The sequence below is a fragment of the Lamprobacter modestohalophilus genome (assembly GCF_016583905.1).
In the GTDB taxonomy this organism is placed as follows: domain Bacteria; phylum Pseudomonadota; class Gammaproteobacteria; order Chromatiales; family Chromatiaceae; genus Lamprobacter; species Lamprobacter modestohalophilus.
In genome coordinates this window covers 1-25,028 of sequence record NZ_NRRY01000028.1, presented here as the reverse complement: position 1 = coordinate 25,028, position 25,028 = coordinate 1, and the positions used below count along the sequence as shown (strand labels likewise).

The 25,028-nt window shown below is 61.3% G+C and carries 10 protein-coding genes and 1 CRISPR repeat array; all 10 genes read left to right on the top strand.

The features are described 5' to 3' along the window. The first annotated feature begins 140 nt into the window (after positions 1-140). The 10 genes from CKO42_RS15850 to cas6f all read left to right on the top strand — a co-directional run bounded on the left by CKO42_RS15850 (position 141) and on the right by cas6f (position 19,514). Positions 141-5,126 (top strand): YhdP family phospholipid transporter, encoded by a 4,986-nt coding sequence (locus CKO42_RS15850; RefSeq protein WP_200246146.1) that lies wholly within the window; start codon positions 141-143, stop codon positions 5,124-5,126. A 97-nt stretch (positions 5,127-5,223) separates the two neighbouring features. After that, positions 5,224-6,051 carry a carbon-nitrogen hydrolase family protein gene (locus CKO42_RS15845; protein ID WP_200246143.1) on the top strand — a complete coding sequence of 276 codons (828 nt, stop codon included), beginning with the start codon at positions 5,224-5,226 and terminating at the stop codon, positions 6,049-6,051. A 234-nt stretch (positions 6,052-6,285) separates the two neighbouring features. Then, positions 6,286-7,740: a metalloprotease TldD gene (gene tldD / locus CKO42_RS15840; protein WP_200246141.1), complete on the top strand. Its 1,455-nt coding sequence runs from the start codon at positions 6,286-6,288 to the stop codon at positions 7,738-7,740. 201 nt (positions 7,741-7,941) lie between these two features. Next, on the top strand, positions 7,942-10,797 hold the full coding sequence (locus CKO42_RS15835) for a UvrD-helicase domain-containing protein (protein ID WP_200246138.1): 2,856 nt from the start codon (positions 7,942-7,944) through the stop codon (positions 10,795-10,797). Between the two features lie 126 nt (positions 10,798-10,923). Then, positions 10,924-11,913, top strand: a complete 990-nt coding sequence (gene cas1f / locus CKO42_RS15830; RefSeq protein ID WP_200246136.1) for a type I-F CRISPR-associated endonuclease Cas1f — start codon at positions 10,924-10,926, stop codon at positions 11,911-11,913. After that, a complete protein-coding gene (cas3f, locus tag CKO42_RS15825; protein WP_200246133.1) occupies positions 11,910-15,296 on the top strand; it encodes a type I-F CRISPR-associated helicase Cas3f in 3,387 nt (1,128 codons plus the stop codon). The genes cas1f and cas3f overlap by 4 nt, the downstream gene beginning before the upstream one ends. Before the next feature lie 239 nt (positions 15,297-15,535). Continuing rightward, a complete protein-coding gene (csy1, locus tag CKO42_RS15820; protein ID WP_338034931.1) occupies positions 15,536-16,834 on the top strand; it encodes a type I-F CRISPR-associated protein Csy1 in 1,299 nt (432 codons plus the stop codon). Beyond that, the gene (csy2, locus tag CKO42_RS15815; RefSeq protein ID WP_200246130.1) at positions 16,824-17,906 is read left to right on the top strand and encodes a type I-F CRISPR-associated protein Csy2; all 1,083 of its coding nucleotides are present in this window, start codon (positions 16,824-16,826) and stop codon (positions 17,904-17,906) included. Before csy1 ends, csy2 begins: the two co-directional genes overlap by 11 nt. Next, entirely contained in the window at positions 17,903-18,943 is a 1,041-nt protein-coding gene (gene csy3 / locus CKO42_RS15810; protein WP_200246128.1) for a type I-F CRISPR-associated protein Csy3, read from the top strand. The genes csy2 and csy3 overlap by 4 nt, the downstream gene beginning before the upstream one ends. Positions 18,944-18,947: 4 nt before the next feature. Beyond that, on the top strand, positions 18,948-19,514 hold the full coding sequence (gene cas6f / locus CKO42_RS15805; protein WP_200246126.1) for a type I-F CRISPR-associated endoribonuclease Cas6/Csy4: 567 nt from the start codon (positions 18,948-18,950) through the stop codon (positions 19,512-19,514). A 130-nt stretch (positions 19,515-19,644) separates the two neighbouring features. Beyond that, a CRISPR array of direct repeats spans positions 19,645-24,773; the repeat unit is 28 nt; unit sequence GTTCACTGCCGCATAGGCAGCTCAGAAA. Positions 24,774-25,028 lie beyond the last annotated feature (255 nt).

Below are 25,028 nucleotides of genomic sequence, written 5' to 3'. Positions count from 1 at the left end.
CACACAAGCTACTCGCCCCTGTGACCTGAGCCCCGGAAACGCTAGGGGCCGGAGAAGCGGCGGGGGCTGGTACAGCTGCACTTGCAGTTGCAGTTGCAGTTGCAGCGGCCGCCAGCGCCCGACACCTCGACGACAGCGAGATGACGCGAACCCTGCATCGGCTCTTGATTAGAGGCACAGCTGCCGTTCTCGCGGCCGCCATCATCGCGCTCGCGGTCCTATCAATCGGCGTGCGGCTGCTGTTGCCCCACGCGGATGGGCTGCGCGAAACACTGGTCGCGCGCCTCGGCGATACCTTGGGCGTCGAGGTTGAGGTCGGCACCCTATCGATCCAGCTACGCGGGTTAACGCCGACGCTCAGCTTTGCCGATGCGCAGCTTTTGGCGCCTGCGGCGGCTGCCTCAGCTCCACGCCAGCCGCTGCTCTCAGCGCGCACCCTGCGCGTCGATCTCGACCTACTGGCCACACTCAATGCACTGCGGCCGCGGATCGAGGCGATTAGCCTGGTCGGCGCCGAGCTGCAGGTGCAGCGCGACGCAGTCGGCCAAATTCGGCTGCTCGGCTTGGATTCGATGCAGGGAAACGATGCCCAGGCGCTCGACTTCTTCCTCCGCGAGGGGCGGTTCCGGTTGCTCGACAGCCAGCTGAGCTGGCGCGATTTGGGTGCCAGGGGTATTGAACGCCGCATACACATCGAGGTTGCCGAGCTCGCGAATCGCGGTCAACGCCACGATCTGCGCCTCCGGGCGGTTGCGCTCGACCTGGCCACGATCGATACGACAAGACGCGATGCGCAAGTACAAGATGCACAAGGACAAGATGCGCAAGGACGCGATGCGCACAGACACGATGCGCCTGGACTCCAGGGCCCCAGGCCCGATACGGCCGAAACCATTGCGGCTGAAGAGGCGCCAGCGGAGACGAAGCAGGCGGGCACCCTTGAAATCCTAGGCCAGCTCGACGGCCCACCACAGCACCCCGAGCGTTGGTCCGGTCGCCTCTACGCGCGAGCCGACGGGAACGATCTCGGACTGATCACGCGCAGGCTCTTGCCGAATCAGCTCGCGCTAGACTCGAGCCACTTCCGAATCGAGAGCTGGAATCAGCTCGAGCAGGGTCGGCTAACGCAATCCCTGGCACGCGTCGGGATCGACGGGCTCCGTCTCAGGAGCCAGCGACAACCTGCTCAGGTCAGCCTCGGCGACCTCGCGGGCCTGGCACGCTGGCAGCGACAGACACGCGGCTGGCAGCTCGACCTCGGTGATCTCGAACTGCCCGGCCAGACCCGATCAGTGCCGACTAAGGCACGGGTCCGCTACCTGCGGGTCTCGGAGCCACCCCGAGCGGCTGCGTCGGACTCGTCCAAGGATCTTGCATCCGCGCCCGACCGTGCGTCCGCGCCTCATCATGCATCCACGCCTGACCGTGCGTCCCCGCCTGACCATGCCACGGCGCCCGACCAAGCCTCCGGGACCAACAAAACCTCCAGGTCCGACAATGCGTCCGGGGCCGACAATGCCTCCGAGACCAATCATGCCTCCGCGCCCAGCGCCGACCTCTTCGCCACAATCGGCGCGCTCGAGATAGGGCCAATTGCCGAGGCGCTCAGCTTGATCGTGCCTGATCTTCCCGAACCGATCATCGCGCTCGGCCAGGGCGGGCTCCATGGGCTAACCCGGAATCTCGCGGTTCGTATGACGCTCACCGCGCCAGCGGACGCTTTGCCAGAGTCCGCTGGCAATCCATCAACCGCCACCGAACAACTCCAGCAGCAGACCAGAACGCACAACGCTGAAACGCGCAACGCTGAGCAACAGGGCCTTGAGCATGGGATTGGTTCGGGAAGCCAGGCGAAGCTGGACTGGACAGCGCTCGCAATCAACGACTGGCGCCTCAGTGCCGAGATCGACAACTTGACGATCGACACCCAGGCACAGCGCGCATCGTCACCCCAAGCGGTGAGGCAGCTATCTCCGGGTAACGTATCGAGCACTGCGTCGAGCACTGCATCAAGCCATGCATCAAGCACGGCGTCGAGCAATACATCGAGGACGACATCGAGCAACGCCGCTCAGGGTCGATCGCCTGCTATACCGCCTGCTATACCGCCTGCTATACCACCTGCAACACCGCCTACTACATCGACTGGCGCCGCCATCCCGTCGCTCTCCGGACTCGATCTCAGCATCGATCTCGGCCCGCGTGGTGGCTACGCCCGCGTCGATGGCAGCAACGTCGGCCTCGACCTGCAACCGTTGTTCGCCGAGCCGCATCGGTTCACCCGCCTCGAGGGCCGCTTCGCGTGGCGCCTGATGCCGGCCGGCTCGATCCATCTGTGGACCGAAGCGCTCAGCGCCGAGACCCAGGACCTGGAGACCCTCACCCGCCTCAGCCTTTGTCTCCACCCCTCTGGCGTCAATCCCTTCATCGACCTGCACACTCATCTACGCAACGGCCGCATTTCAGCACTCCCACGCTGGCTGCCGGTCGGGATCATGGATGACCGCCTAGAGGATTGGCTGCTTCAGGCCGTGGTTGCTGGCCGCCTGGAATCCGGGGATCTGCTGCTACGCGGTCCCCTCGAACGCTTTCCATTCGATGACCAAGAAGGGCGGTTCATCCTCGAGCTACGCGCTGTCGACGGCGTACTCGACTACGGCGTTGCTGCGCAGGCCGCAGAGCCGCCGACGACCGGCCTCAGCAACGCCGAACAGACGCAGACGCTCAGCTGGCCGCCGCTACAACAGGTCGCCGCAACCCTCCGGTTCGAGAACCGCAGCCTCGAGATCGATGTGCCCAGCGCCGAGATCCTCAATACTCAGGTCGACGCCGGGCGCGTCAGCCTGCCCGACCTGTGGCGCCCGACCTATCTGGAGATCGAGGCCCAGGGCGCAGGCCACCTGGCCGATGGCATGCATGTGCTAGCCACCTCGCCTTTGGCACAACAGCTCGGCGGCCTCGCCTCGACGGTCACGGTCAGCGGCGACGGCGGTATCCGTCTGCAGCTCGGCGTACCGCTGAATCAAGCCTTGCCCTTTCGCTACGCCGGCGAGCTGCTCTGGGCGCCACCTTCGGAGATCGGCGCCGAGGAAGGTGCCGACCAGAACACGAATCGGAGCGCTGACCTCAGCCCTGATACTGTCGCCTCGGACAGCGACGACGCAAACCAAGACCGCACGCTCAGCATCAACGGCACCGACCTCAAATTCGACCAGATCACGGGCCGGCTGCGCTTCGACGAGACCGGCATCGAGGCCGACGGCATCCAAACGCAGCTCGGCAAGCAGGCCCTCGACGTCGATGTAAAGACGCTCGACAGCGGCAGCGCCGATGGCCGCACCCTGATCGACCTTCGCGGCCAAACCGCCGTCGATCGGCTCTCCGAGACGCTGCCGAGCCCGCTCTGGTCGCTCGTGAGCGGCACGCTCGATTGGCGCCTCGGCCTGACACTCAACAACCGCGACGCCGCCGAACAAAAGCCGCCGATCCATTTTGCCCTCAGCTCAGATCTCCGCGGCGTCGGTCTGGCCGTGCCCGCACCGGTTGGCAAACCGACCCGCGAGCCGCGCAACCTCCAGTTGAGCGGGCGATTCGAGGACCAATGGCCGTTCAGCGTCAACCTTGAGTATGGCGACATCGGCGGGTTGCTCGAGATCGATCGGCGGCCCAATGGCGCGATCGAGCTGCCGCGGTTGGCGATCGATCTGAACGGTCAGCCGACGGCCTTGCCGCCCGAAAGCGCGATCCAGATTCGCGGTGCGCTCGAACGCTTAGCGCTAGAGCCCTGGATAAACTGGTTCGGCCAGGCGGATCTCAAAGCGCTGCGGGGTGGCGGCGATGGTAATGGCGCAGAGGCTGGATTCCGCCTATTACCGGTCCAGCTACGGGTCGCCGATCTCAACCTTGGTGACTTACAGCTGAACGATGTCGAGGCGGTCCTCACCGCTGAGCCGGCCGGCGGCTGGGATATTCGCTTCAGCGCCCAGCAGACCGGTGACGCTCAGATCAGGCTACCAGCAACGACGGCCGACTCGGAGCAGCCGCGTCGAATCCGCCTTGAACGACTCGACATCGAGCCACTCCTCGCCGCGCACGACGGACCAACGCCCGAGCCCAAGCCCGAGCCCAAGCCCCTTTCGCGGGCCGACCCGCGGGAATTCGGCCGACTGGACCTCAGGATCGAGCAACTGCACTACGGTGAGGATCTGCTCGGCCAACTGCGCATCCGGAGCCAACCGGTTCCAAACGGCGTGCGCTTTGAGACCCTGACCTTGGCAGGCCCCCATGTCGACGCCACCGGCAGCGGCGACTGGCAGATTGACGCAACCGACTACATCGAGTCGTCCCTCCAGGTTAGCGCCAAGAGCAATGCCGTCGGCGAACTCTTGCGTGAGAGCGGCTTCTACAGCGCGTTGAGCGGTGCGCCAGGCACGCTGCAGCTCGCGCTCAGCTGGCCCGGCGGCCCCAGCGAGCTTTCGTTGGCAAGGGCGCGCGGCTCGATGAAGATCGAGGTCGGCTCCGGTCGCATGCTCGAGATGGAGCCCGGTGTCGGCCGCATGCTCGGCATCCTCAACACCGGCGCACTCAGCCGAAGGCTCAGTCTTGATTTCAGTGATGTGTTCAACGACGGTCTCAGCTTCGACAGCATGACCGGCGAGATCGCGATCGGCAGCGGCGACGCAACGATCCGCAACCTCAACATCCTGGCGCCACCCGCCGACATCCGCATCACCGGCCGCACCAACCTCGTCGACGGATTGCTTGACCAGCAGGTCGAGGTCACGCCCAAGATCGGCGTGGGTCTTGCGCTTGCCAGTGCTGTCGCGGGTGGCCCGGTGGTCGGTGCCGCCGTTTATCTGGCAGACAAGGTCACCGAGGGGGCCGTCGAGCGGCTTGGGCGCTATGCCTACCAGGTCAGCGGGCCCTGGCGCGATCCCGTCATCAGGCGGATCGATACCGTTGGCTCACCATCGGTCGGCAATCTCTTTGTCGATGACCCGCCCGCGGGAGGCTCAGCGGTGACTGACGCTGCCCCAAGCTCGAGCACTGGCACTCAGGCAAAACCCAAAGACCCAGCGCCCGCAGGCGCCGAAGACACCTCGAGCCCATTCCTCGAGGGGTTTTAGAGAATCTAAAGTTTCCTCGTTCTGAAAACCGGCTGCGAATCGCAGCCACTCGGTCGGTGGTGCTATGGTTACGGAAAATTGACCCTATCGAGTACCCATGAGCGATATCTCCAAGCTCGCGGCCGTGCAGATGGCCTCCGGCCCGAACACGACCGCCAATCTCATCGAAGCCGAACGCCTCATTGGCCTCGCCGCCGAGGCCGGCGCGGGCTTAGTGGTGCTGCCGGAAAACTTCGCCTTCATGGGCAAGCAGGATCGCGACCTGCTCACGCTGGTCGAGTCCAATGGCATCGGCCAGCTGCAGGATTTCCTGGCCAGGACCGCGCTCCGCTACGGCGTCTGGATCGTCGGCGGCACCATCCCATTGCGCGCCAGTAATCCCGCCCGCGTGCGCTCAGCAACCTTGATCTACAACGCCCATGGCGATCGGGTGGCGCGCTACGACAAGATGCACCTGTTCGACGTCGTACTACCCGACGCCAATGAGCGCTATCAGGAGTCGGCAACCATCGAGCCTGGTGATCAGAGCCCCGTGGTCGACACCCCCTTCGGCCGCCTCGGCGTGCTGGTCTGCTACGATCTGCGCTTCCCGGAGGCCGCCCGCCGGATGCTCGACAGCGGCCTCGAGATCCTCGCGATTCCCGCCGCCTTCACCGCACTGACCGGCAAGGCGCATTGGGAGACCCTGATACGCGCGCGCGCAATCGAGAACCTGGCCTATGTGGTGGCAGCCGCACAGGGCGGCTTCCATCTCAGCGGCCGCGAGACCCATGGTCACAGCATGATCGTCGATCCCTGGGGCAATGTGCTGGCGCAGATCGAGCGCGGCGTCGGTCAGATCTGCTGCGCGCTCGATCGCGACCGTCAGGCCTCGATCCGCCGCACCTTCCCCGTTCTCGAGCATCGACGCCTCAAGTGCCGCTGATCGACGACCTGACGACCAGCGTTTTTGCGGTCTGCTCGCTTGCGGTCTGCTCGCTTGCGGTCTGCTCGCTTGCGGTCTGCTCGCTTGCGGATTGCGCGTCTTCGTCACAGCACAAAAAGACTTGAGAGATAGGCTGGAACAAGCGCCGCGACTGGAAAAAGCGACGATGACCTCCCAACTCATTCAACATCGGGCCAATGCCCACCGTCTCTAGAGACCGAACAACTGAATCTTATGACCGACTCCCTCGACATCGCCCGCCAGAGCATCCTCACGCCCTTCGGCCTTGGCGACAGCGACCTCGATCGCCTGATCGGCGCGCTCCGCAGCCCCACGATCGACGCCGCCGACATCTACTTTCAGAGCAGCCGGCTGCAGTCCTGGATGCTTGAAGACGGCATCGTCAAAGACGGCAGCTTCAACATCGAGCAAGGCGCCGGTCTGCGCGCCATCAGCGGCGAAAAGACCGGCTTCGCCTACTCCGACGAGCTCGAGATCGCGGCCCTGACCAAGGCCGCCGATGCCGCGCGCGCCATCGCCCGGGGCGGTGGCGCGGCACCGGTCAGCATCGGCAGCGGCATGCCGGCAAGGCAACGGCTCTACGAGCCGATGAACCCGATCGAGAGTCTCGACGATGCGGCCAAGCTCGAGCTGCTGCACCGGGTCGACGCCGAGGCGCGCAGCATGGACTCGCGCGTGAAAGAGGTGATGACCAGCCTGGTCGCGGTGCAAGACACCATCCTGGTGATCTCCGACGATGGTCGGCTTAGCGCCGATGTGCGCCCGTTGATCCGCCTCAGCGTGGTCGCGGTTGTGGAGGAGAACGGCCGCCGCGAGCAGGCCCACAGCGGCGGCGGCGCCCGCCTCGACTTGGGCTGGATGCTGGCCGAAGACCGCGCGCTCGGCTTCGCCCGCGAGGCCGTCCGCCAAGCCCTGGTCAATCTGGAAGCCGGCCCCGCCCCGGCCGGCACCATGCCCGTGGTGCTCGGCGCCGGCTGGCCCGGTGTGCTCCTGCACGAGGCGGTCGGCCACGGGCTGGAGGGCGACTTCAACCGCAAAGGCACCTCCGCCTTCAGCGGCCGGCTCAATCAGCGCGTCGCCGCCAAGGGCGTCACCGTGGTCGACGACGGCACCCTGCCCGGCCGCCGCGGCTCGCTGAACATCGACGACGAGGGCACGCCAACCAATTGCACCACCCTGATCGAGGACGGCGTGCTGGTTGGCTACATGCAAGATCGGCTCAACGCCCGCCTGATGGGCATGGCGCCGACCGGCAACGGCCGGCGCGAATCCTATGCCCATCTGCCGATGCCACGCATGACCAATACTTACATGCTTGCAGGCAATCATGATCCAGGCGAGATCATCGCCTCGGTCGAGAAGGGACTCTACGCGGCCAACTTCGGCGGTGGCCAGGTCGACATCACCTCCGGCAAGTTCACCTTCTCGGCCAGCGAGGCCTATCTGATCGAAAACGGCAAGATCGGCCGCCCGGTGAAGGGCGCGACCCTGATCGGCAACGGTCCCGATGTGCTCACCCGTGTCAGCATGATCGGCAACGATCTCAAGCTCGATGAAGGCGTTGGCACCTGCGGCAAAGACGGCCAGAGTGTTCCGGTCGGGGTTGGCCAGCCGACCTTGCGCGTGGACAGCCTCACCGTTGGTGGCACGGGGGCGGGTGGTGACTGAGGCCTGAGGCCTGAGGCCTGAGGCTCAGGACGGGCTAAGCGGCCCTGATCCAGGGTCGCCTGCCGGATCGGCTGGGCTGCCTGCCGAATCGTGTCGGCTGCCTGCCGGATCGGGGCGCTCGACGGTTCGGAGCGCCCGCTGGATCTGAGGTAGGATGAGCGCGGCAAGAGACCGGCTCGCTCACCGACACCTGGGACTCGCATGAAGATTCTCACCTACCGTGGCCTGAACACCAGCGCCATCCCTGGCTATGACAAGCTCAGCGCGCACCTGAGCGCGGATGACTTCCGCTCCGCCGACGTCAAGAAGATCGGCGACAACCTCTATCGCGCGCGGCTCGATCGCAGCAATCGCCTGCTGTTCGCCCTCTATCGCCACGAGGGTGAGCGCTGTGCGCTGCTGTTGGAATACATCCCGCAGCACGCCTACGAGAAATCCCGTTTTCTCGCCCGCGGGGTCCAGATCGATGAGGAGCGCATCCCCGCCGTGACGGCGGAGGCCGCTGACGAGGCGCCAGAACTGCCGTACCTGAATCCGAGCCTGCCGCGCTTCCATCTGCTGGACAAGGTGCTGTCCTTCGACGACGACCAGGAGCAGGTCTATCAGCAGTCACCGCCGCTGGTGATCATCGGCTCCGCCGGCAGCGGCAAGACCGCGCTGACGCTGGAGAAGATGAAGGACGCCAGCGGCGACATCCTCTATGTGACGCGCTCGGCCTTCCTAGTCCAAAACGCCCGTGAGCTGTACTACGCCAACGGCTGGTCCAACGACGATCAGCAGGTCGACTTCCTCTCCTTTCGCGAATATCTGGAAAGCATCCAGGTGCCAGAGGGCAAGGAGATCACGCCGCGCATCTTCGCCGGCTGGGCCGGGCGCCAGCGCTTGCCCAAGGATCTGAAGGATAGCCACCAACTGTTCGAGGAGTTTCAAGGCGCCATCACCGGCACCGACCCAGAATCCGCCTACCTCAGCCGCGAGGACTATCTCGGCCTCGGCGTGAAGCAGTCGATCTACCCGCCCGAGACCCGCGCCGGCGTCTACGACCTGTTCGAGAAGTATCTGCGCTTCCTCGATGAGGAGGGCTGGTTCGACACCAATCTGATCAGTCACGCCTGGCTGCAGCGGGTGCAGCCGCGCTATGACTTCGTCGTCGTCGACGAGGTGCAGGACCTGACCAACGTGCAGTTGCTGTTGATCCTGCGGTCGCTGCGCGACAGCAGCGGCTTCCTGCTCTGCGGCGATTCGAACCAGATCGTCCATCCCAACTTCTTCTCCTGGTCCAAGGTCAAGACGCTGTTCTGGCGCGAGCAGGCCGATGCGTCCAAAACGGCGACGGGCACTGAGCTGATCCGCATCCTCAACGCCAACTTCCGTAACTCGCCCCAGGTCACCGAGATCGCCAACCGCTTGCTGCACATCAAGCACGCCCGCTTCGGCTCGGTCGACAAGGAGAGCAACTATCTGGTGCGCAGCTGTGGCCCAGCGCGCGGCCGCGTCGGTCTGCTGCAGGACAGCGAGCAGATCAAACGCGACCTCGACCGGCGCACCGCCGCCTCGGCGCGCTTCGCCATCCTGGTCTTGCATCCGGAGCAGAAGGCCGAGGTACGCAAGCACTTTCGCACCCCCTTGGTGTTCTCGATCCACGAGGCCAAGGGCCTGGAATACGAGAACGTGCTGCTCTATGGCTTCCTCTCCAGCGAGGAGAAGCGCTTTCGCGACATCGCCGGCCAGCTCAGCGAGGCCGATCTGCAGGGCGAGCTGCGCTATGCCCGCAGTCGTGACAAGAGCGACAAGTCCTTAGAAATCTATAAGTTCTACATCAACGCGCTGTACGTGGCGGTGACCCGCGCGGTGAAGAACCTGTATCTGATCGAGCCGCGACCAAAACAGCACCTGCTCGCCCTGCTTGGGCTGACTGAGGTCCACGAAGGCGTCGACGATGTCGAAGAGCAGACCTCGAGCCTAGAGGAATGGCGCAAAGAGGCCCATCGCCTCGAGCTACAAGGCAAGGACGAGCAGGCCGCCGACATCCGCGAGCAGATCCTCAAGCAGCGCGAGGTGCCCTGGACCGTGCTGCGCGGTGACGCGCTCACGGAGCTGGAGCAGAAGGCGCTCGACCAAGGCGAGAAGAAGGCCGGCATCGCGCTGATGGAATATGCCCTGGTCTATCGCGACCAACGCCTGATGAACCGGCTGATCCAGCAGGGCTTGAAGGCCGCCAAGCAGCCGGACAAGGCCCACTCGATGCTGGAGAAGAAGTACTTCTTCAACTACGGGCTCAAGCATGCCACCGGCGTGCTGCGCGAGGTGGATCAGTACGGCGTCGACTTCCGCAACGTCTTCGGCCAGACCCCTTTGATGATCGCCAGCCGCATGGGCAACGCCGAGCTCATCGCAGCGCTGCTGGACCGTGACGCCGACACCAGCCTGGTCGACGGCAATGGGCTCAATGCCTTTCAGATCGCCCTGGATCGGGCCTGCGCCGATGAACGCTTCGCGCGCACCAAGCTACCGGCGGTGTTCGAGCGCCTAGCGCCACCGAGCATCGACATCCAGGTCGACGGCCGCCTGATCAAGCTCGATCAGCGGCTCATGGAGTACCTGATGCTCAGTATCGCCATGGTGCTGTTCTACCAAGGGCTCGGCGAGCGTTGGGCGTATCGGCGTCATCTGCTCTCAGCGCCCGATTTCGTTGCGGTGCTGGAGCATTTTCCGGAATCCATCGTCCCCGAACGGCGCAAGAAGCGCCCCTACATCTCCTCGATCCTATCCAAGAACGAACTTAACCGCGACGCACCCTACAACCGCAAGCTGTTCCAGCGCTGGAAGCAGGGGCATTATCTGTTCAACCCGCAACTCTCACTGCGCATCGAGGACCAATGGCAGCCCATCTTCGAGCTGTTACAGCCGCAGCGGCTCGCTGCGCAGTTACAGGACGTCTACCACTGGGGTGGCCGGGTGTGGGACCCGAACGAGCGCAGCGAACAGGCCGTTGAAAAGCTGCGCACGATGTTACAGAAGCTGAATGAGGGGGTGGATTTGAAGTCGTTGTTTTAATCGACGGCTCGTCGTTGTCGCTGCCTCTGTTCGTCTCTCCTGGCAGAGCTGCATATCCAGTTGCAGGTCAATCGCTTGCCCCACATCAGCACCGACCGAGGACGACCTTAATCGTGAGTAAAACGAATGGACGACATTCACGCAAGCGATCTCAAGACCATCCTCCACTCCAAGCGAGCCAATCTTTACTATCTGGAGCATTGCCGAGTCCTGGTTAACGGTGGCCGCGTCGAGTACGTTACCGACGAAGGCAAGCGTTCGCTGTACTGGAACATCCCCATTGCGAACACGACCTGCGTGCTGCTTGGCACCGGCACGTCGGTCACTCAGGCAGCCATGCGCGAACTGGCTAAGGCCGGCGTCTTGGTGGGTTTCTGCGGTGGCGGTGGGACGCCGCTGTTCAGCGGAACGGAGCGCGATACGGATATCGTCTGGTTCTCGCCGCAGAGCGAATATCGCCCAACCGAGTATCTGCAAGCCTGGGTGCGTTTTTGGTTCGATGAAGACCTCCGGCTGGAGGCCGCCAAGCGGTTCCAGCAGCAGCGACTTCAACACATCCAAGCGCACTGGAGCGCGGCCCGCCATCTGAAATCAACCGGCTTTGAGCCCGATGTGACCGCCCTGAGTGCACTGCTCAGCCGTTCTGGCTCGAACATCCAGGTCGCATCCGACCACACCGCATTGCTCATGGAAGAAGCCCGGCTGACCAAGGAGCTTTACAAGCTCGCCGCTCGAGCAACCCAATACGGCGACTTCGTCCGCGGAAAGCGCGGCCAAGGGACAGACGCTGCAAACCAGTTTCTCGATCACGGAAATTACCTGGCTTACGGCTTGGCAGCAACCGCAACCTGGGTGCTCGGCCTCCCTCATGGACTCGCCGTGCTCCACGGCAAAACCCGCCGCGGTGGCCTCGTTTTCGACGTGGCCGATCTCGTCAAGGACGCGCTGATCCTCCCGCAAGCCTTCCTCTCGGCGGTGCGGGGCGACACCGAGCAAGAGTTTCGACAGGCCTGCATCGAGGCCCTGACACGCAGTGAAGCGCTCGATGCCATGATTGACACCCTCAAGGACATCGCGCAGCAGATGGGCGCAATGGTGCAGCAAGCCACCCCATGAACATCCTGCTCATCTCGCAATGCGACAAACGAGCGCTCACCCAAACCCGCCGTATCCTGGATCAGTTTGCCGAACGCCGCGGTACCCGGACCTGGCAAACACCCATCACCCGCGACGGTCTTGAGACGCTGCGCCGCCTCCTACGCAAGTCGGCGCGCAAGAATACGGCGGTCGCGTGCCATTGGATTCGTGGCATCGACCATTCTGAGCTGCTTTGGGTGGTCGGGGATCGCAAGCGCTTCAACACGCTCGGAGCCGTTCCGACCAATACCACCCAACACAATGTGCTGCGCAGCGAAGATGAGAACGACTGGCACAGCGGCGAGCTGATCCGCTTGCTGGTCGACCTCGCCGGGCTGCTGCATGATCTCGGCAAAGCGATCCAAGCCTTTCAGCAGCGTCTAACAGGGAGGTTTGAGGGGCGCAATCTCATTCGACATGAATGGGTATCGGTGCGCCTATTCGAGGCCTTCGTCGGGGTCGACGACGATGCCGCCTGGCTAGCGCGTCTGGCCGCTCCCAATGCAGACGATGACGCGCGCTGGCGGAAGGATCTGCGCTGCGATGGCCTGGACGGCGCGTTCGACTCCCCGTTCAAGACGCTGAGCAACGCCCCCCTTGCACAGGCCTTGGCCTGGCTCGTGCTCACCCACCATCGTTTGCCTGAGCTACCACTTGGTGAGCCCTTTCAAATGTCCGCGCTGTCTGGGCTTCTCACTCGGATTCAGCCATCCTGGAATGAGCGCGCCTTTCAAGGCGCGGAGCCAGACGCGCTGAGGTCTTACTGGGCGTTTCCCGAGGGTCTTCCGGTCACGACGCCAGACTGGCGTAAGCGCGCGAGTCGTCTCGCTCGCCGCCTATGCGCATTTGCTGCATCGACGCAGACCCAAACGGCAGCGACCTCAGTACTCAACAACCCCTTTGTGATGCATCTCAGCCGGCTCAGCTTGATGCTGGCGGACCATCACTACTCTAGCCTCGAGGGCGATCACGCCGAGCGGGTCAAGGTCTCGCCCGGGACAGCGCTGTTAGCCAATACCTGCAAAGGTGGCGCACCGAACCAAACGCTCGATGAACATCTCGTCGGGGTTGCGCGTCATGGCGCAGAGATCGCGCACTTTCTGCCCCGATTCGAGCGGCATCTACCCCGACTCGGCCGCCATCGGAGCCTCAAACAACGCGCCAAAAACGACCGTTTCCGTTGGCAGGATAAGGCTTTTGAAGCGGCCATTGGCATGCGCGAACGCTCCCAACAGCAGGGGGCCTTCATCATCAACATGGCCTCGACTGGCTGCGGTAAGACGCTCGGCAATGCACGCATCATGTACGCATTGGCCGACCCCGCCCTCGGCATGCGCTGTGCGTTCGCGTTGGGATTGCGCACCCTAACCCTACAAACTGGCCAAGCGTTCCGCGGCCTGCTCAGCTTAGGTGACGATGAGCTCGCCATTCGGGTCGGTGGCTCGGCGAGCCGCGCGCTCTTCGAGCACCATGAGGCCGAGGCAGAGGCCACAGGCTCAGCCTCGCGGCAAGCATTGCTGGATGAAGAGACGCATGTGCTCTATGAGGGCCAGCTCGACGAGCATCCTCTGCTGCGCAAGGCGCTGACCGATCCAAACATCAAGAAGCTCTTGGTCGCCCCGCTTCTGGTCTGCACCATCGACCATTTGACGCCAGCCACCGAAAGCCAGCGTGGCGGCCGCCAAATCGCCCCCATGCTGCGCTTGATGAGCGGCGATCTCGTGCTCGATGAGCCCGATGATTTCGGCCTGGACGACCTCCCTGCCCTTACCCGTCTCGTGCACTGGTCCGGGCTGCTTGGAGCGCGCGTGCTGTTGTCATCCGCGACCCTGCCGCCGTCACTGGTGCAGGGTCTTTTCGAGGCCTATCGCAACGGCCGCCAACACTTTCAGCACAACCGTAGCGCACAGCCAGAACGCACAGCGGCGCCACCCGTCGTGTGCTGCGCCTGGTTCGATGAGTTTCATCAGTCGGTTCAAGACTGCGCCGACCCGGCCTGTTTCGCTCAGGCGCACCAGACGTTCGCGCAGCGCCGAGTCGGTGAGCTGGCCAAGCAGGCGACGCAGCCGCGACGGCGAGCCGTCATCCATCCATTGCAGGGAATGCAAGCCGCGCGTCAGTGGCAACCACTCGCGGAAGCCTTCGCGCCCCAAGTCCTCGATGCCGCGGCAAGCCTGCACGCGGCCCATCACAGTGTCGATCCGCTGACGGGCAAGCGCGTCAGCTTTGGCCTGGTGCGCATGGCCAACATCGAGCCCTTGTTCGAGACCGCGTTAGCGCTGTTCCAACTCCGCCCGCCGACGGGCCTGCGCGTCCATCTCTGCGTCTATCACTCCCGTCATCCCTTGCTGATTCGCTCTGCCATCGAGGCCCAGCTCGACCAGACGTTGAGCCGTCATCAGCCCGAGGCGGTCTTCGCCCTGCCAGACATTCGCAACCGTTTGCAGCGCACCCAAGAGCCCGATCAGCTCTTCATCGTACTCGGCTCCCCAGTGACGGAAGTCGGTCGTGATCACGATTATGACTGGGCCGTGGTCGAGCCCTCGTCGATGCGCTCACTGATCCAACTGGGTGGACGCATCCAACGACATCGCAACAAGCCTGTGTCCGCTCCCAACATCCTAGTGCTGAGTCACAACCTGCGCCATTACCGCTATCCAGGTCAGGCGGCTTTCATCAAACCCGGCTTCGAGACGGATGACGAGCGTTTCCATCTCGTCTCGCACGATCTGCGCGAACTGCTCAGCGCCGAAGACATCGCCGTCATCGACGCCCGCGCGCGCATCGTCTCCCTGGAAGCCGCCGCGCTGCGCCCTAAGGAGCGCCTCATCGACCTCGAGCATGCGCGGCTTTATGGCCAGATGCTGCCGCCATTGCAGACCGTCACCGCAACACCTTCGGGGCGCCGCCCTCGTGCTGCGAGCAAATCGCCAACACCCAAGCTCAATGCCAGCACCTGGTGGCAGCAGACACCCCAAGACGCCTTGCTGAGCGCCGTACTGCCGCAGCAGCAGCCATTCCGCAAAGCCGCCCTCCCTGAGGATGTCACGCTCGTATTGCTTACAGACGAGGATGAAGAAAAGGCCGTGCTGCATCGGGTGATGGATGGCACCCGCCGCGGTGATCCGATCTATGTCCCTTATCAGCACATGTGCGCGCACCTACCCGACGCACAAGTGCAGGGAGAGCGCATCGAGCCTTGGGGGACGACCGACTACATGGCGTCCTTGTCTGCCCTGGCGACGGCCTTGGATCTACCCCCGTCCTCCTGTGCCAAGCGTTTTGGGATGACGTCTGTACGACCCAGTGACAACGGCTGGCGCTATCACCCATCCTTGGGATTTGCCTTGCGAAAACCTTGATCTTACAAGGGCCTGAAGGTGGCTCACAGCGTGCTTGAGCCGACTGCCTATGCGGCAGTTGATGGCCATGGCCTCTTGGCCAAACCTCATTTTTCTTAGCTGCTTCTCAGCAGTCCGCTAAAGTTTACCTTTCTCCAATATCCTTAAATTATTGGTCAAACTTCATTGGTTGCCTTCTTGGTACGATTGAGCTAGATTACCGCCCTTCAGGAACCGGCCAAGCGGCCGCATGCACAACTGTGGAGTGTCATGTGTCAACACAACTGAACGGACGTCAACAGCAAATTCACAACCTTATCAAGGCGTTTCTAACCGAACGCCTCAACGCCAAATTAGAAAAACTTCCCGAAGACGATCCCAAGCGCGCTGCGCTGATCGCGCAGTTTGAACCCGCCGCCTGGCTTAAAGATGCAGCCCACCGGTCTGGACAGATCCAGGTCGTGACCCACTCCCTCAAGCCCCTGCATCCAGATGCGAAAGGTACCAGCCTATTCCGCGAGCCCACCTCGCTAGAGGCGCTCGAAGAAGTCGGCAGCCATGTGCTCGGTGACGACTTCGAGATCGATGTCGTCGGCAACGCCGCCGCCTTGGATGTCTATAAATTCCTCAAGATCGAATACGACGGGCGGACCTTACTCAGCTTAGCGCTTGAGCAGGATGCAGACCTCGCCGCCGCGCTCGATGACAACCTCGATTTGGCGCATGCGTGGATGCAGGCCTTTGCGGGTCTCGCCCAACCACGATTACCACTGCGCAGCCACACCCACGCGAAACAGATCTACTGGCTCGTCGGCCCTGACCCACACGACGATACCGGTTACCACTTGCTAGCGCCGCTCTATCCCACCTCGTTGGTGCATCGCGTCTACCAAACCCTCCAAGACGATCGCTTCAGTGAAGACGCCAAGGCCGCGCGCGCGGCTCGCAAGGCGCAGCAGTGGCATGAACGCCCGGTGCATGAATATCCGAACCTCGCCGTGCAAAAGCTAGGCGGCACCAAACCGCAGAACATCAGCCAACTCAACAGCGAGCGCCGCGGCGACAATGTTCTGCTCGCCTCATTGCCACCGGTCTGGCAGTCCCTGACGATTAAGCCCTTGTTGGCCGTCGAGTCCCTGTTCAATGTCTTTGGTTGGCGCCGTGAGGTTAAGACACTAATGCGCCAACTATGTCAGTTTCTGGAGAGCGACCCCGCCAACAACCTGCGCACGCGCCAGCGGCGTGATGCCTTGGTCGACGCCCTCATCGATGAATTGATCCAGTTCAGCGCTGAACTGCGAACACTCGAGCCCGGCTGGAGCACGGACCCAGAATGCGCTTTACCGCCCACGCAACGGGCGTGGCTGGACCCGGATGCGGATGCGGAGCAGCAACAGCACGACGACATAACCGATCGTCTCGCTGACGATTTCTCACGTTGGCTGAACAACCGACTGCGACAGCCGCTTCCGCTTGGCGATCCCGAGTACCTGTACTGGCGCAAGCTCGCCGGCGAACAACTGCGGCAATACGCCTGGGAGGTCGGCCATGACGCATGAAAGCAACCAGCCCGCGCATCGCGCCGTTCTGGCGATACCCCATCTGCGGGTCCAGAACGCCAACGCGATCTCCAGCCCACTGACGTGGGGCTTTCCGGCGATGACGGCCTTCGTCGGCTTGATGCGGGCGCTTGAACGTCGCTTAGGGCTTGATCCCGGCATTGCCTTCTTTGCTGTCGGCGTGGTCTGCCATGACTTCGAGGCGCAGATCAACCGCGGCGGCTTCACCCACGCCTTCCGCCTCACGCGCAATCCCGTCCAGCACGATGGCCGCTCAGCCGCCATCGTCGAGGAAGGCCGGGTGCATTTGGAGGTCACGCTGGTGTTCGACGTCGAGATCAGCGATGCGCATCTGGCCGATGCGCCGCGCCAGGCATTGGCAGAACGCATCGCCGATGAGCTAGCCGGAATGCGTTTGGCAGGCGGCAGCATCATGTCCAGGCTGCAAGGCACGACGCGACGCGTACCGACGCGTCCTGTACTGGAGCCGGTTCCCGATGCTGACGACAACGACGCGGGTGAACAGCACAAGTGGTTCCGACGTTTAGCGCGACGCTGGCTACCCGGCTTTGCCTTGGTGTCGAGGAATGATCTTCTGGGAGCGCGTCTAACCGAGCTGCGTGCCGAAAATCCCACAGCGACCGCATTGGACGCTTGGCTGGATCTGTCGCGCTGGAACAGCCATGCCGATGCGCCTCCTGTAACTGCGGAGGGTGATCCAACTGCAAAGGTGGAGTGGCAGACCGACCACCGACCCGGTTGGATCGTACCGATCCCAGTCGGTTTCTCAGCGCTTTCAGCCTTACAGCCGCCGGGCAGTGTGCGAGGCGCTCGCGACATGACCACCCCTTTCCGTTTTGTCGAGACGGTGTGGTCTGTGGGGCAGTGGATCAGCCCACATCGCCTCAAGCGCTTGGACGATCTGCTCTGGGAGCCCGTCCACGACCCTGAGCATCCAACAGCATCCGGCCTTTACCGCTGCCACAACGGGTATCAGCCACCACCCGAGTCGCCTGAACCGGCAAACCCGATCAACGACAGCACCCAACGATCCATCAGGAGAGCCCAATGACAAGCAAAGACGCGACCCTCAAGACCGCTACTGTTCTCGCTTTCGAGCGCAAGCTAGACCCCTCTGACGCACTGTTCTTCAGCGGGGACTGGGAGCAGCGTGCCGATCCAAACGCCTGGTCGGCCATCGGCCTGCGCGAGAAATCCGTGCGCGGGACGATCTCCAACCGGCTCAAGACCAAGGACCAAGACCCGGCAAAGCTCGATGCCGCCATTGAGAACCCGAATCTTCAAACCGTTGATGTCGCAGCGCTGCCAGCCGATGCGGATACGCTGAAGGTCAGCTTCACCCTGCGCGTGCTAGGCGGGACTGGCACGCCGTCGGCCTGCAATAATGCCGCCTATCAAGCGAAGCTCGTCAGCACCGTCCAAGGCTACGTCGACTCCCAAGGGTTTGCTGAGCTAGGCCGACGCTACGCGCACAACCTTGCCAATGGTCGTTTCCTCTGGCGTAACCGCATGGGCGCCGAACAGATCGAGGTGCACATCCAGCACCTCGTGCAAGGCCGGGCGGCCACATCTTGGACCTTCTCGAGCCTAGATTTGCCGCTCCGCACGTTTGAAGTTCCAGCCACGATGCAAGCGGATGTGCAAGCGGTCGCCGACCTCATTACCGAGGGACTTGCCGGCACGAAGCATCTTTTGCTTCAGGTCACTGCCTACGCCCGAGTCGGCGCCGGGCAGGAGGTCTATCCCTCGCAAGAGCTGATTCTCGACAAAGGCAACAGCAAGAAGAGCAAGACCCTTTACGACGTCCAGGGTATCGCGGGCATGCACTCACAGAAGCTCGGTAACGCGCTGCGCACCATCGATACCTGGCATCCCGACGTGGCCGAGCTCGGTCCCATCGCTGTCGAGCCTTATGGCTCGGTGACGACGCTCGGAAAGGCCTGCCGCAAACCAACCGACAAGCTCGACTTCTACAACCTGCTCGACGGCTGGTTACTGAAAGACAAGACGCCACCGCTTGAACAGCAGCATTTCGTAATGGCCACACTGATCCGAGGTGGTGTTTTCGGTGATGCCGGAAAGGACTGATCGCATGGATCACTACATCGACATCCATCTGCGGCCTGATCCGGAATTTCCTGCTCACCAGCTCATGGCCGCCCTTTATGCCAAGCTGCACCGAGGATTGGCCCAACTCCAATTAACCAGCGTTGGCGTGAGTTTCCCTGGCTATCAGGAAAAACCTCCATCACTTGGTGAAACACTTCGACTTATTGGACCGGAACAGGATCTGGCGCGCTTGATGGCACAGGCCTGGCTCCAGGGAATGCGCGATCATGCTGAAGTCAAGGACATTGCGCCGGTGCCGAAGGACGCTGTTCATCGCAGCCTGCGAAGGGTTCAGGCCAAGAGTAGCCCAGAGCGCTTGAGGCGCCGACAGATGCGTCGACATGGGCTCAGCGAAGACCAAGCACGCGCTCGCGTCCCAGATACCGCGGCTGAGGCGCTACGTCTACCTTTTGTGACCCTGAGAAGCGCAAGTACCGGTCAAACCTTTCCGCTCTTTTTGCAACTAGGCCCGCCTTTACCGACAGCTCAGCCGAAGCACGACTTCAACACCTACGGATTGAGCGGCATGGCGACAGTCCCCTGGTTTTGACCCTTTTCCGGATCCTCCTCTTAAGCTACTGTTTTACAAGCCTCCCGCATGGCTCAAGTTGTGGAGGGTGTAGATGCTGATAGTTCTTTAAAAAGATTCAAAACCAAGAGCTTAAGTCAATTTTTGGCTTGTTCACTGCCGCATAGGCAGCTCAGAAAGCCGCCACCGGCACCGCTGAGCAGACCATCGAGTTCACTGCCGCATAGGCAGCTCAGAAACTGTGCAAGAGGCCATGCTGAGACTCAAAACCGTTCACTGCCGCATAGGCAGCTCAGAAAAGATGAGCCTGGTTTCATTGAGTCGCAAGTGCGTTCACTGCCGCATAGGCAGCTCAGAAATGTAGGCGTGACATTCCTGGAGTTTCCTTCATGTTCACTGCCGCATAGGCAGCTCAGAAAATACTAAGACCGACTGCCATTATGCAATTGGCGTTCACTGCCGCATAGGCAGCTCAGAAACATGGGCGGCTCCGTGGCGCTGGCTCGTCCGGGTTCACTGCCGCATAGGCAGCTCAGAAAAACGGGAACACGCCCAGGTCATCAAGGGATTCGTTCACTGCCGCATAGGCAGCTCAGAAACTTCAGGAGCTGGGAGACGACATAGAGCGTTTGTTCACTGCCGCATAGGCAGCTCAGAAACTCTTTCTGCGAATCCAGCCATTCCTCGTAAGGTTCACTGCCGCATAGGCAGCTCAGAAATGTTCGACATCTTCAAGCGCAGCCTCGCTCAGGTTCACTGCCGCATAGGCAGCTCAGAAATGCTCCATGAACGTTCTGGCTTTCTTGGAAATGTTCACTGCCGCATAGGCAGCTCAGAAATGGTGCCGCCGCACGGATCAGCACCTCACGCCGTTCACTGCCGCATAGGCAGCTCAGAAATCGTCGGTGACGCGGTGACGAATGGGCATGTCGTTCACTGCCGCATAGGCAGCTCAGAAATTATCAGACCCGCACCATTGCCGATCTATGGCGTTCACTGCCGCATAGGCAGCTCAGAAAAAATCAATCGTGTTAAATCCGCCAGCGAGCCCGTTCACTGCCGCATAGGCAGCTCAGAAAAGCTAATCGTGCCTGAGCCGACTGCGGGTTGTGTTCACTGCCGCATAGGCAGCTCAGAAATAGAAGAGATCGGCAGCGACATCCAAAGCCACGTTCACTGCCGCATAGGCAGCTCAGAAATGCCGGCAAGGGCCGCGCAAGACGACTACACCGTTCACTGCCGCATAGGCAGCTCAGAAACTGGACACTCGCCACCTTTGCGCTGAACCTCTGTTCACTGCCGCATAGGCAGCTCAGAAACTGTTGATGGTGCTGCGGTTGATCATGCTGGGGTTCACTGCCGCATAGGCAGCTCAGAAATTGCAGCGCGGCGAACTTCGACTGCCGACATGGTTCACTGCCGCATAGGCAGCTCAGAAATGCAAGTCGGTGGCGAACTGATCGCCTGCACCGTTCACTGCCGCATAGGCAGCTCAGAAATATTGATGCTCCTGATCCTGGTGATACGCCTCGTTCACTGCCGCATAGGCAGCTCAGAAACGTTGGCGATTGGTGCAGTTCTTCGCCGCCCTGTTCACTGCCGCATAGGCAGCTCAGAAAATGCAAGAAAACACTGGCTTCAAAGCCTTCACGTTCACTGCCGCATAGGCAGCTCAGAAAGTTGGTGATCAGCGCCTCGGCCAGATGCGGCAGTTCACTGCCGCATAGGCAGCTCAGAAACAGCGCCCGCAGCTTGGCCCCTGTCTCAGCTGGTTCACTGCCGCATAGGCAGCTCAGAAAGAGCCAGACCCTCGCCGATGCGACCGCGAGAAGTTCACTGCCGCATAGGCAGCTCAGAAATGGTCCGATGTTGCAGGCGCGATCAGCACCGGGTTCACTGCCGCATAGGCAGCTCAGAAAATACCGGCCTGAGTGGCCCAGGGACCGTCAGAGTTCACTGCCGCATAGGCAGCTCAGAAATGCTTGCGTTCGTTGGGAGAATGATTGTCCGGGTTCACTGCCGCATAGGCAGCTCAGAAATTTTCACCAACGGTGGGGATTATCGGATTTCCGTTCACTGCCGCATAGGCAGCTCAGAAACTTGCGCGCCACCGATCGCATCATCTTGAGTATGTTCACTGCCGCATAGGCAGCTCAGAAAAGGAAGCGATGACAGCGAAGCCGATAAGCGCAGTTCACTGCCGCATAGGCAGCTCAGAAATCGGATTCAAAGCGCTTCATAGGCCGCTTGATGTTCACTGCCGCATAGGCAGCTCAGAAAATGCGGCCGGGGCGAAAACATAAAGGCCAGGCGTTCACTGCCGCATAGGCAGCTCAGAAAATCGACATAGGCGAGCGCGCCAGGGATCGTGAGTTCACTGCCGCATAGGCAGCTCAGAAATCAATTGGCAGGACTCATATCCGCAATTTCGAGTTCACTGCCGCATAGGCAGCTCAGAAACATGGGCGAGGCCGGGAGATCAACAACGGTTGGTTCACTGCCGCATAGGCAGCTCAGAAATGCTCCTCGGCCGGGGGCTGGCGTCATGTGTTGTTCACTGCCGCATAGGCAGCTCAGAAAAGTGCGGGATCTCAGGATCACAGTCAACGCGAGTTCACTGCCGCATAGGCAGCTCAGAAAACTCCCCGGCCAGCGGCTAGCCTGCTCTTTGGGTTCACTGCCGCATAGGCAGCTCAGAAAATTCTGGAATCCCGGCAGGCTTGGCGATCAGTGTTCACTGCCGCATAGGCAGCTCAGAAAATGATGATGTTACCTGGTCGGATGTTGCAGGCGTTCACTGCCGCATAGGCAGCTCAGAAAACCACGGTCCTGTTCGCCCAACTCCCCCTTGCGTTCACTGCCGCATAGGCAGCTCAGAAATTGCCCGTAATCGCTCAAAGCCCCTGCATTCAGTTCACTGCCGCATAGGCAGCTCAGAAAATGCTGAAGCTCCAAACCGAGCAAGCCCTGCTGTTCACTGCCGCATAGGCAGCTCAGAAAGCGCAAGGAAACTTGAAAGGGCACGACATCAGGTTCACTGCCGCATAGGCAGCTCAGAAAATCGTTGCGTTGCCAACGGCGACCGACCAGGTGTTCACTGCCGCATAGGCAGCTCAGAAAACATCAGCAAACCTTTGTCGATCAAGATACAAGTTCACTGCCGCATAGGCAGCTCAGAAATTAGAGTAAGCTCTTGATATTGGTTCACCTCCGTTCACTGCCGCATAGGCAGCTCAGAAAGCTTGATTGTGATGGATGACGAAGATATGCATGTTCACTGCCGCATAGGCAGCTCAGAAAAGCCCAAGACGTCATAGATGCGATGGTGATACGTTCACTGCCGCATAGGCAGCTCAGAAAGACAGATCGACCGAAGTAGCAATGTCAGCAAGTTCACTGCCGCATAGGCAGCTCAGAAAACCGAACCACCTAGTCACAGCCGCCCAGGTGCGTTCACTGCCGCATAGGCAGCTCAGAAAGTCGCGCCATCTTCCACATTCAGCGCCGTGCGGTTCACTGCCGCATAGGCAGCTCAGAAATGCTGATGCGGCCCATTCCTGAACAGCGAGCCGTTCACTGCCGCATAGGCAGCTCAGAAAACGCCGCCGGCATCGCCCGCGTTGCGATGCCGGTTCACTGCCGCATAGGCAGCTCAGAAAAATGCCGACGGCCGCCCGCTCGATCTACACGGGTTCACTGCCGCATAGGCAGCTCAGAAAAAGCGCTGCGAGTTGTTCTGGCGTTCGGACTTGTTCACTGCCGCATAGGCAGCTCAGAAAAGTGACGCTGTTCTCCGCGCTGGATGATGAGTGTTCACTGCCGCATAGGCAGCTCAGAAATGACCGGTGAGGCTTAGGTAGCTCATGCGGCTGTTCACTGCCGCATAGGCAGCTCAGAAAAAGGGTCTCGCCCTCATCAAGATCATCATCGCGTTCACTGCCGCATAGGCAGCTCAGAAAAGAAAGATCGACCGAAGTAGCAATGTCGGCAAGTTCACTGCCGCATAGGCAGCTCAGAAATTGTAGGCGCGTGCAACTGAGCCCATCGAGATGTTCACTGCCGCATAGGCAGCTCAGAAATACGACGGCCTCTCATGGACCGAAGTCGGCATGTTCACTGCCGCATAGGCAGCTCAGAAATGGCGAATGCCGTAGGTCGGTGCCGCTGCGATGTTCACTGCCGCATAGGCAGCTCAGAAAGTAGAGGCCAACGCGATCACCCGCGTCGTCATGTTCACTGCCGCATAGGCAGCTCAGAAATTGTAGGCGCGTGCAACTCAGCCCATCGAGATGTTCACTGCCGCATAGGCAGCTCAGAAATACGACGAAGCTGTTGCTGACACCGCGACCACGTTCACTGCCGCATAGGCAGCTCAGAAATGTGGGCGCCTACGTCCGCAATGGCGCTCTATGTTCACTGCCGCATAGGCAGCTCAGAAAACCGAGGATATGGGCGACCTCTCCATTCCGATGTTCACTGCCGCATAGGCAGCTCAGAAACAATCGTGGAAGTTGAACGTGATACGCTCATTGTTCACTGCCGCATAGGCAGCTCAGAAAGATCTGATTCGCAACGGCGAATTGACCGAAGCGTTCACTGCCGCATAGGCAGCTCAGAAAACCGAGGCAAAGCGCTTCGCCCTGGAGCTGAAGTTCACTGCCGCATAGGCAGCTCAGAAAATGGACCGAGCAATTCCTTGCCGTGCTCAAGGGTTCACTGCCGCATAGGCAGCTCAGAAATTCCCGCGATGCTGCGGCGGCTCGTCTTGAACGTTCACTGCCGCATAGGCAGCTCAGAAAGGTTTGGAGCAGTGAAGAGGGCTGAAGAAGCAAGTTCACTGCCGCATAGGCAGCTCAGAAAGATGACCCGCATCTGTTTAAGCCGTTGATAGGGTTCACTGCCGCATAGGCAGCTCAGAAAAAAACGACACATTGAAGCGCATCAGGGTTAGCGTTCACTGCCGCATAGGCAGCTCAGAAAATTGATCACGCCCCAGTAATCCCCGATCTGCTGTTCACTGCCGCATAGGCAGCTCAGAAAGTGATGAGGGTTACAAAAATCGTCAATATTTGGTTCACTGCCGCATAGGCAGCTCAGAAAAGCGCGGCCGAGAGGCATTCGGCCTCGCTGAAGTTCACTGCCGCATAGGCAGCTCAGAAATCGCAGACTCCTTCGAGGACCTCTTCAACGGCGTTCACTGCCGCATAGGCAGCTCAGAAATATGACGAAGCCATCACCGGCACAAAAACCACGTTCACTGCCGCATAGGCAGCTCAGAAAGCACAAGCGCAGCTGGCCCGCACGCTGTCTAATGGTAACCGTTCACGGCCTCTTGAACCCGAAGTAGCTGACCCTTTTGGTCCTAGACTCAGAGTCGAGATCCGGTTAATGTTGGCGCATGCATCCGATCATGCACGCGGTACAAGGCCGGCGCTGTTCGCCCGCGCTCAGGTTGATCACACGGTGCGATGACACCTGAGCAGGCACAAGCGATCTATGCGGCCGGAGAGCAGGCGGTTATCGAGCGCCTGTGTG

Bases quoted from the DNA above. Each gene is read 5' to 3' on its own strand.
- CKO42_RS15850 (WP_200246146.1), top strand. From the start codon at position 141: ATGACGCGAACCCTGCATCGGCTCTTGATTAGAGGCACAGCTGCCGTT.
- CKO42_RS15845 (WP_200246143.1), top strand. From the start codon at position 5,224: ATGAGCGATATCTCCAAGCTCGCGGCCGTGCAGATGGCCTCCGGCCCG.
- tldD (WP_200246141.1), top strand. From the start codon at position 6,286: ATGACCGACTCCCTCGACATCGCCCGCCAGAGCATCCTCACGCCCTTC.
- CKO42_RS15835 (WP_200246138.1), top strand. From the start codon at position 7,942: ATGAAGATTCTCACCTACCGTGGCCTGAACACCAGCGCCATCCCTGGC.
- cas1f (WP_200246136.1), top strand. From the start codon at position 10,924: ATGGACGACATTCACGCAAGCGATCTCAAGACCATCCTCCACTCCAAG.
- cas3f (WP_200246133.1), top strand. From the start codon at position 11,910: ATGAACATCCTGCTCATCTCGCAATGCGACAAACGAGCGCTCACCCAA.
- csy2 (WP_200246130.1), top strand. From the start codon at position 16,824: ATGACGCATGAAAGCAACCAGCCCGCGCATCGCGCCGTTCTGGCGATA.
- csy3 (WP_200246128.1), top strand. From the start codon at position 17,903: ATGACAAGCAAAGACGCGACCCTCAAGACCGCTACTGTTCTCGCTTTC.
- cas6f (WP_200246126.1), top strand. From the start codon at position 18,948: ATGGATCACTACATCGACATCCATCTGCGGCCTGATCCGGAATTTCCT.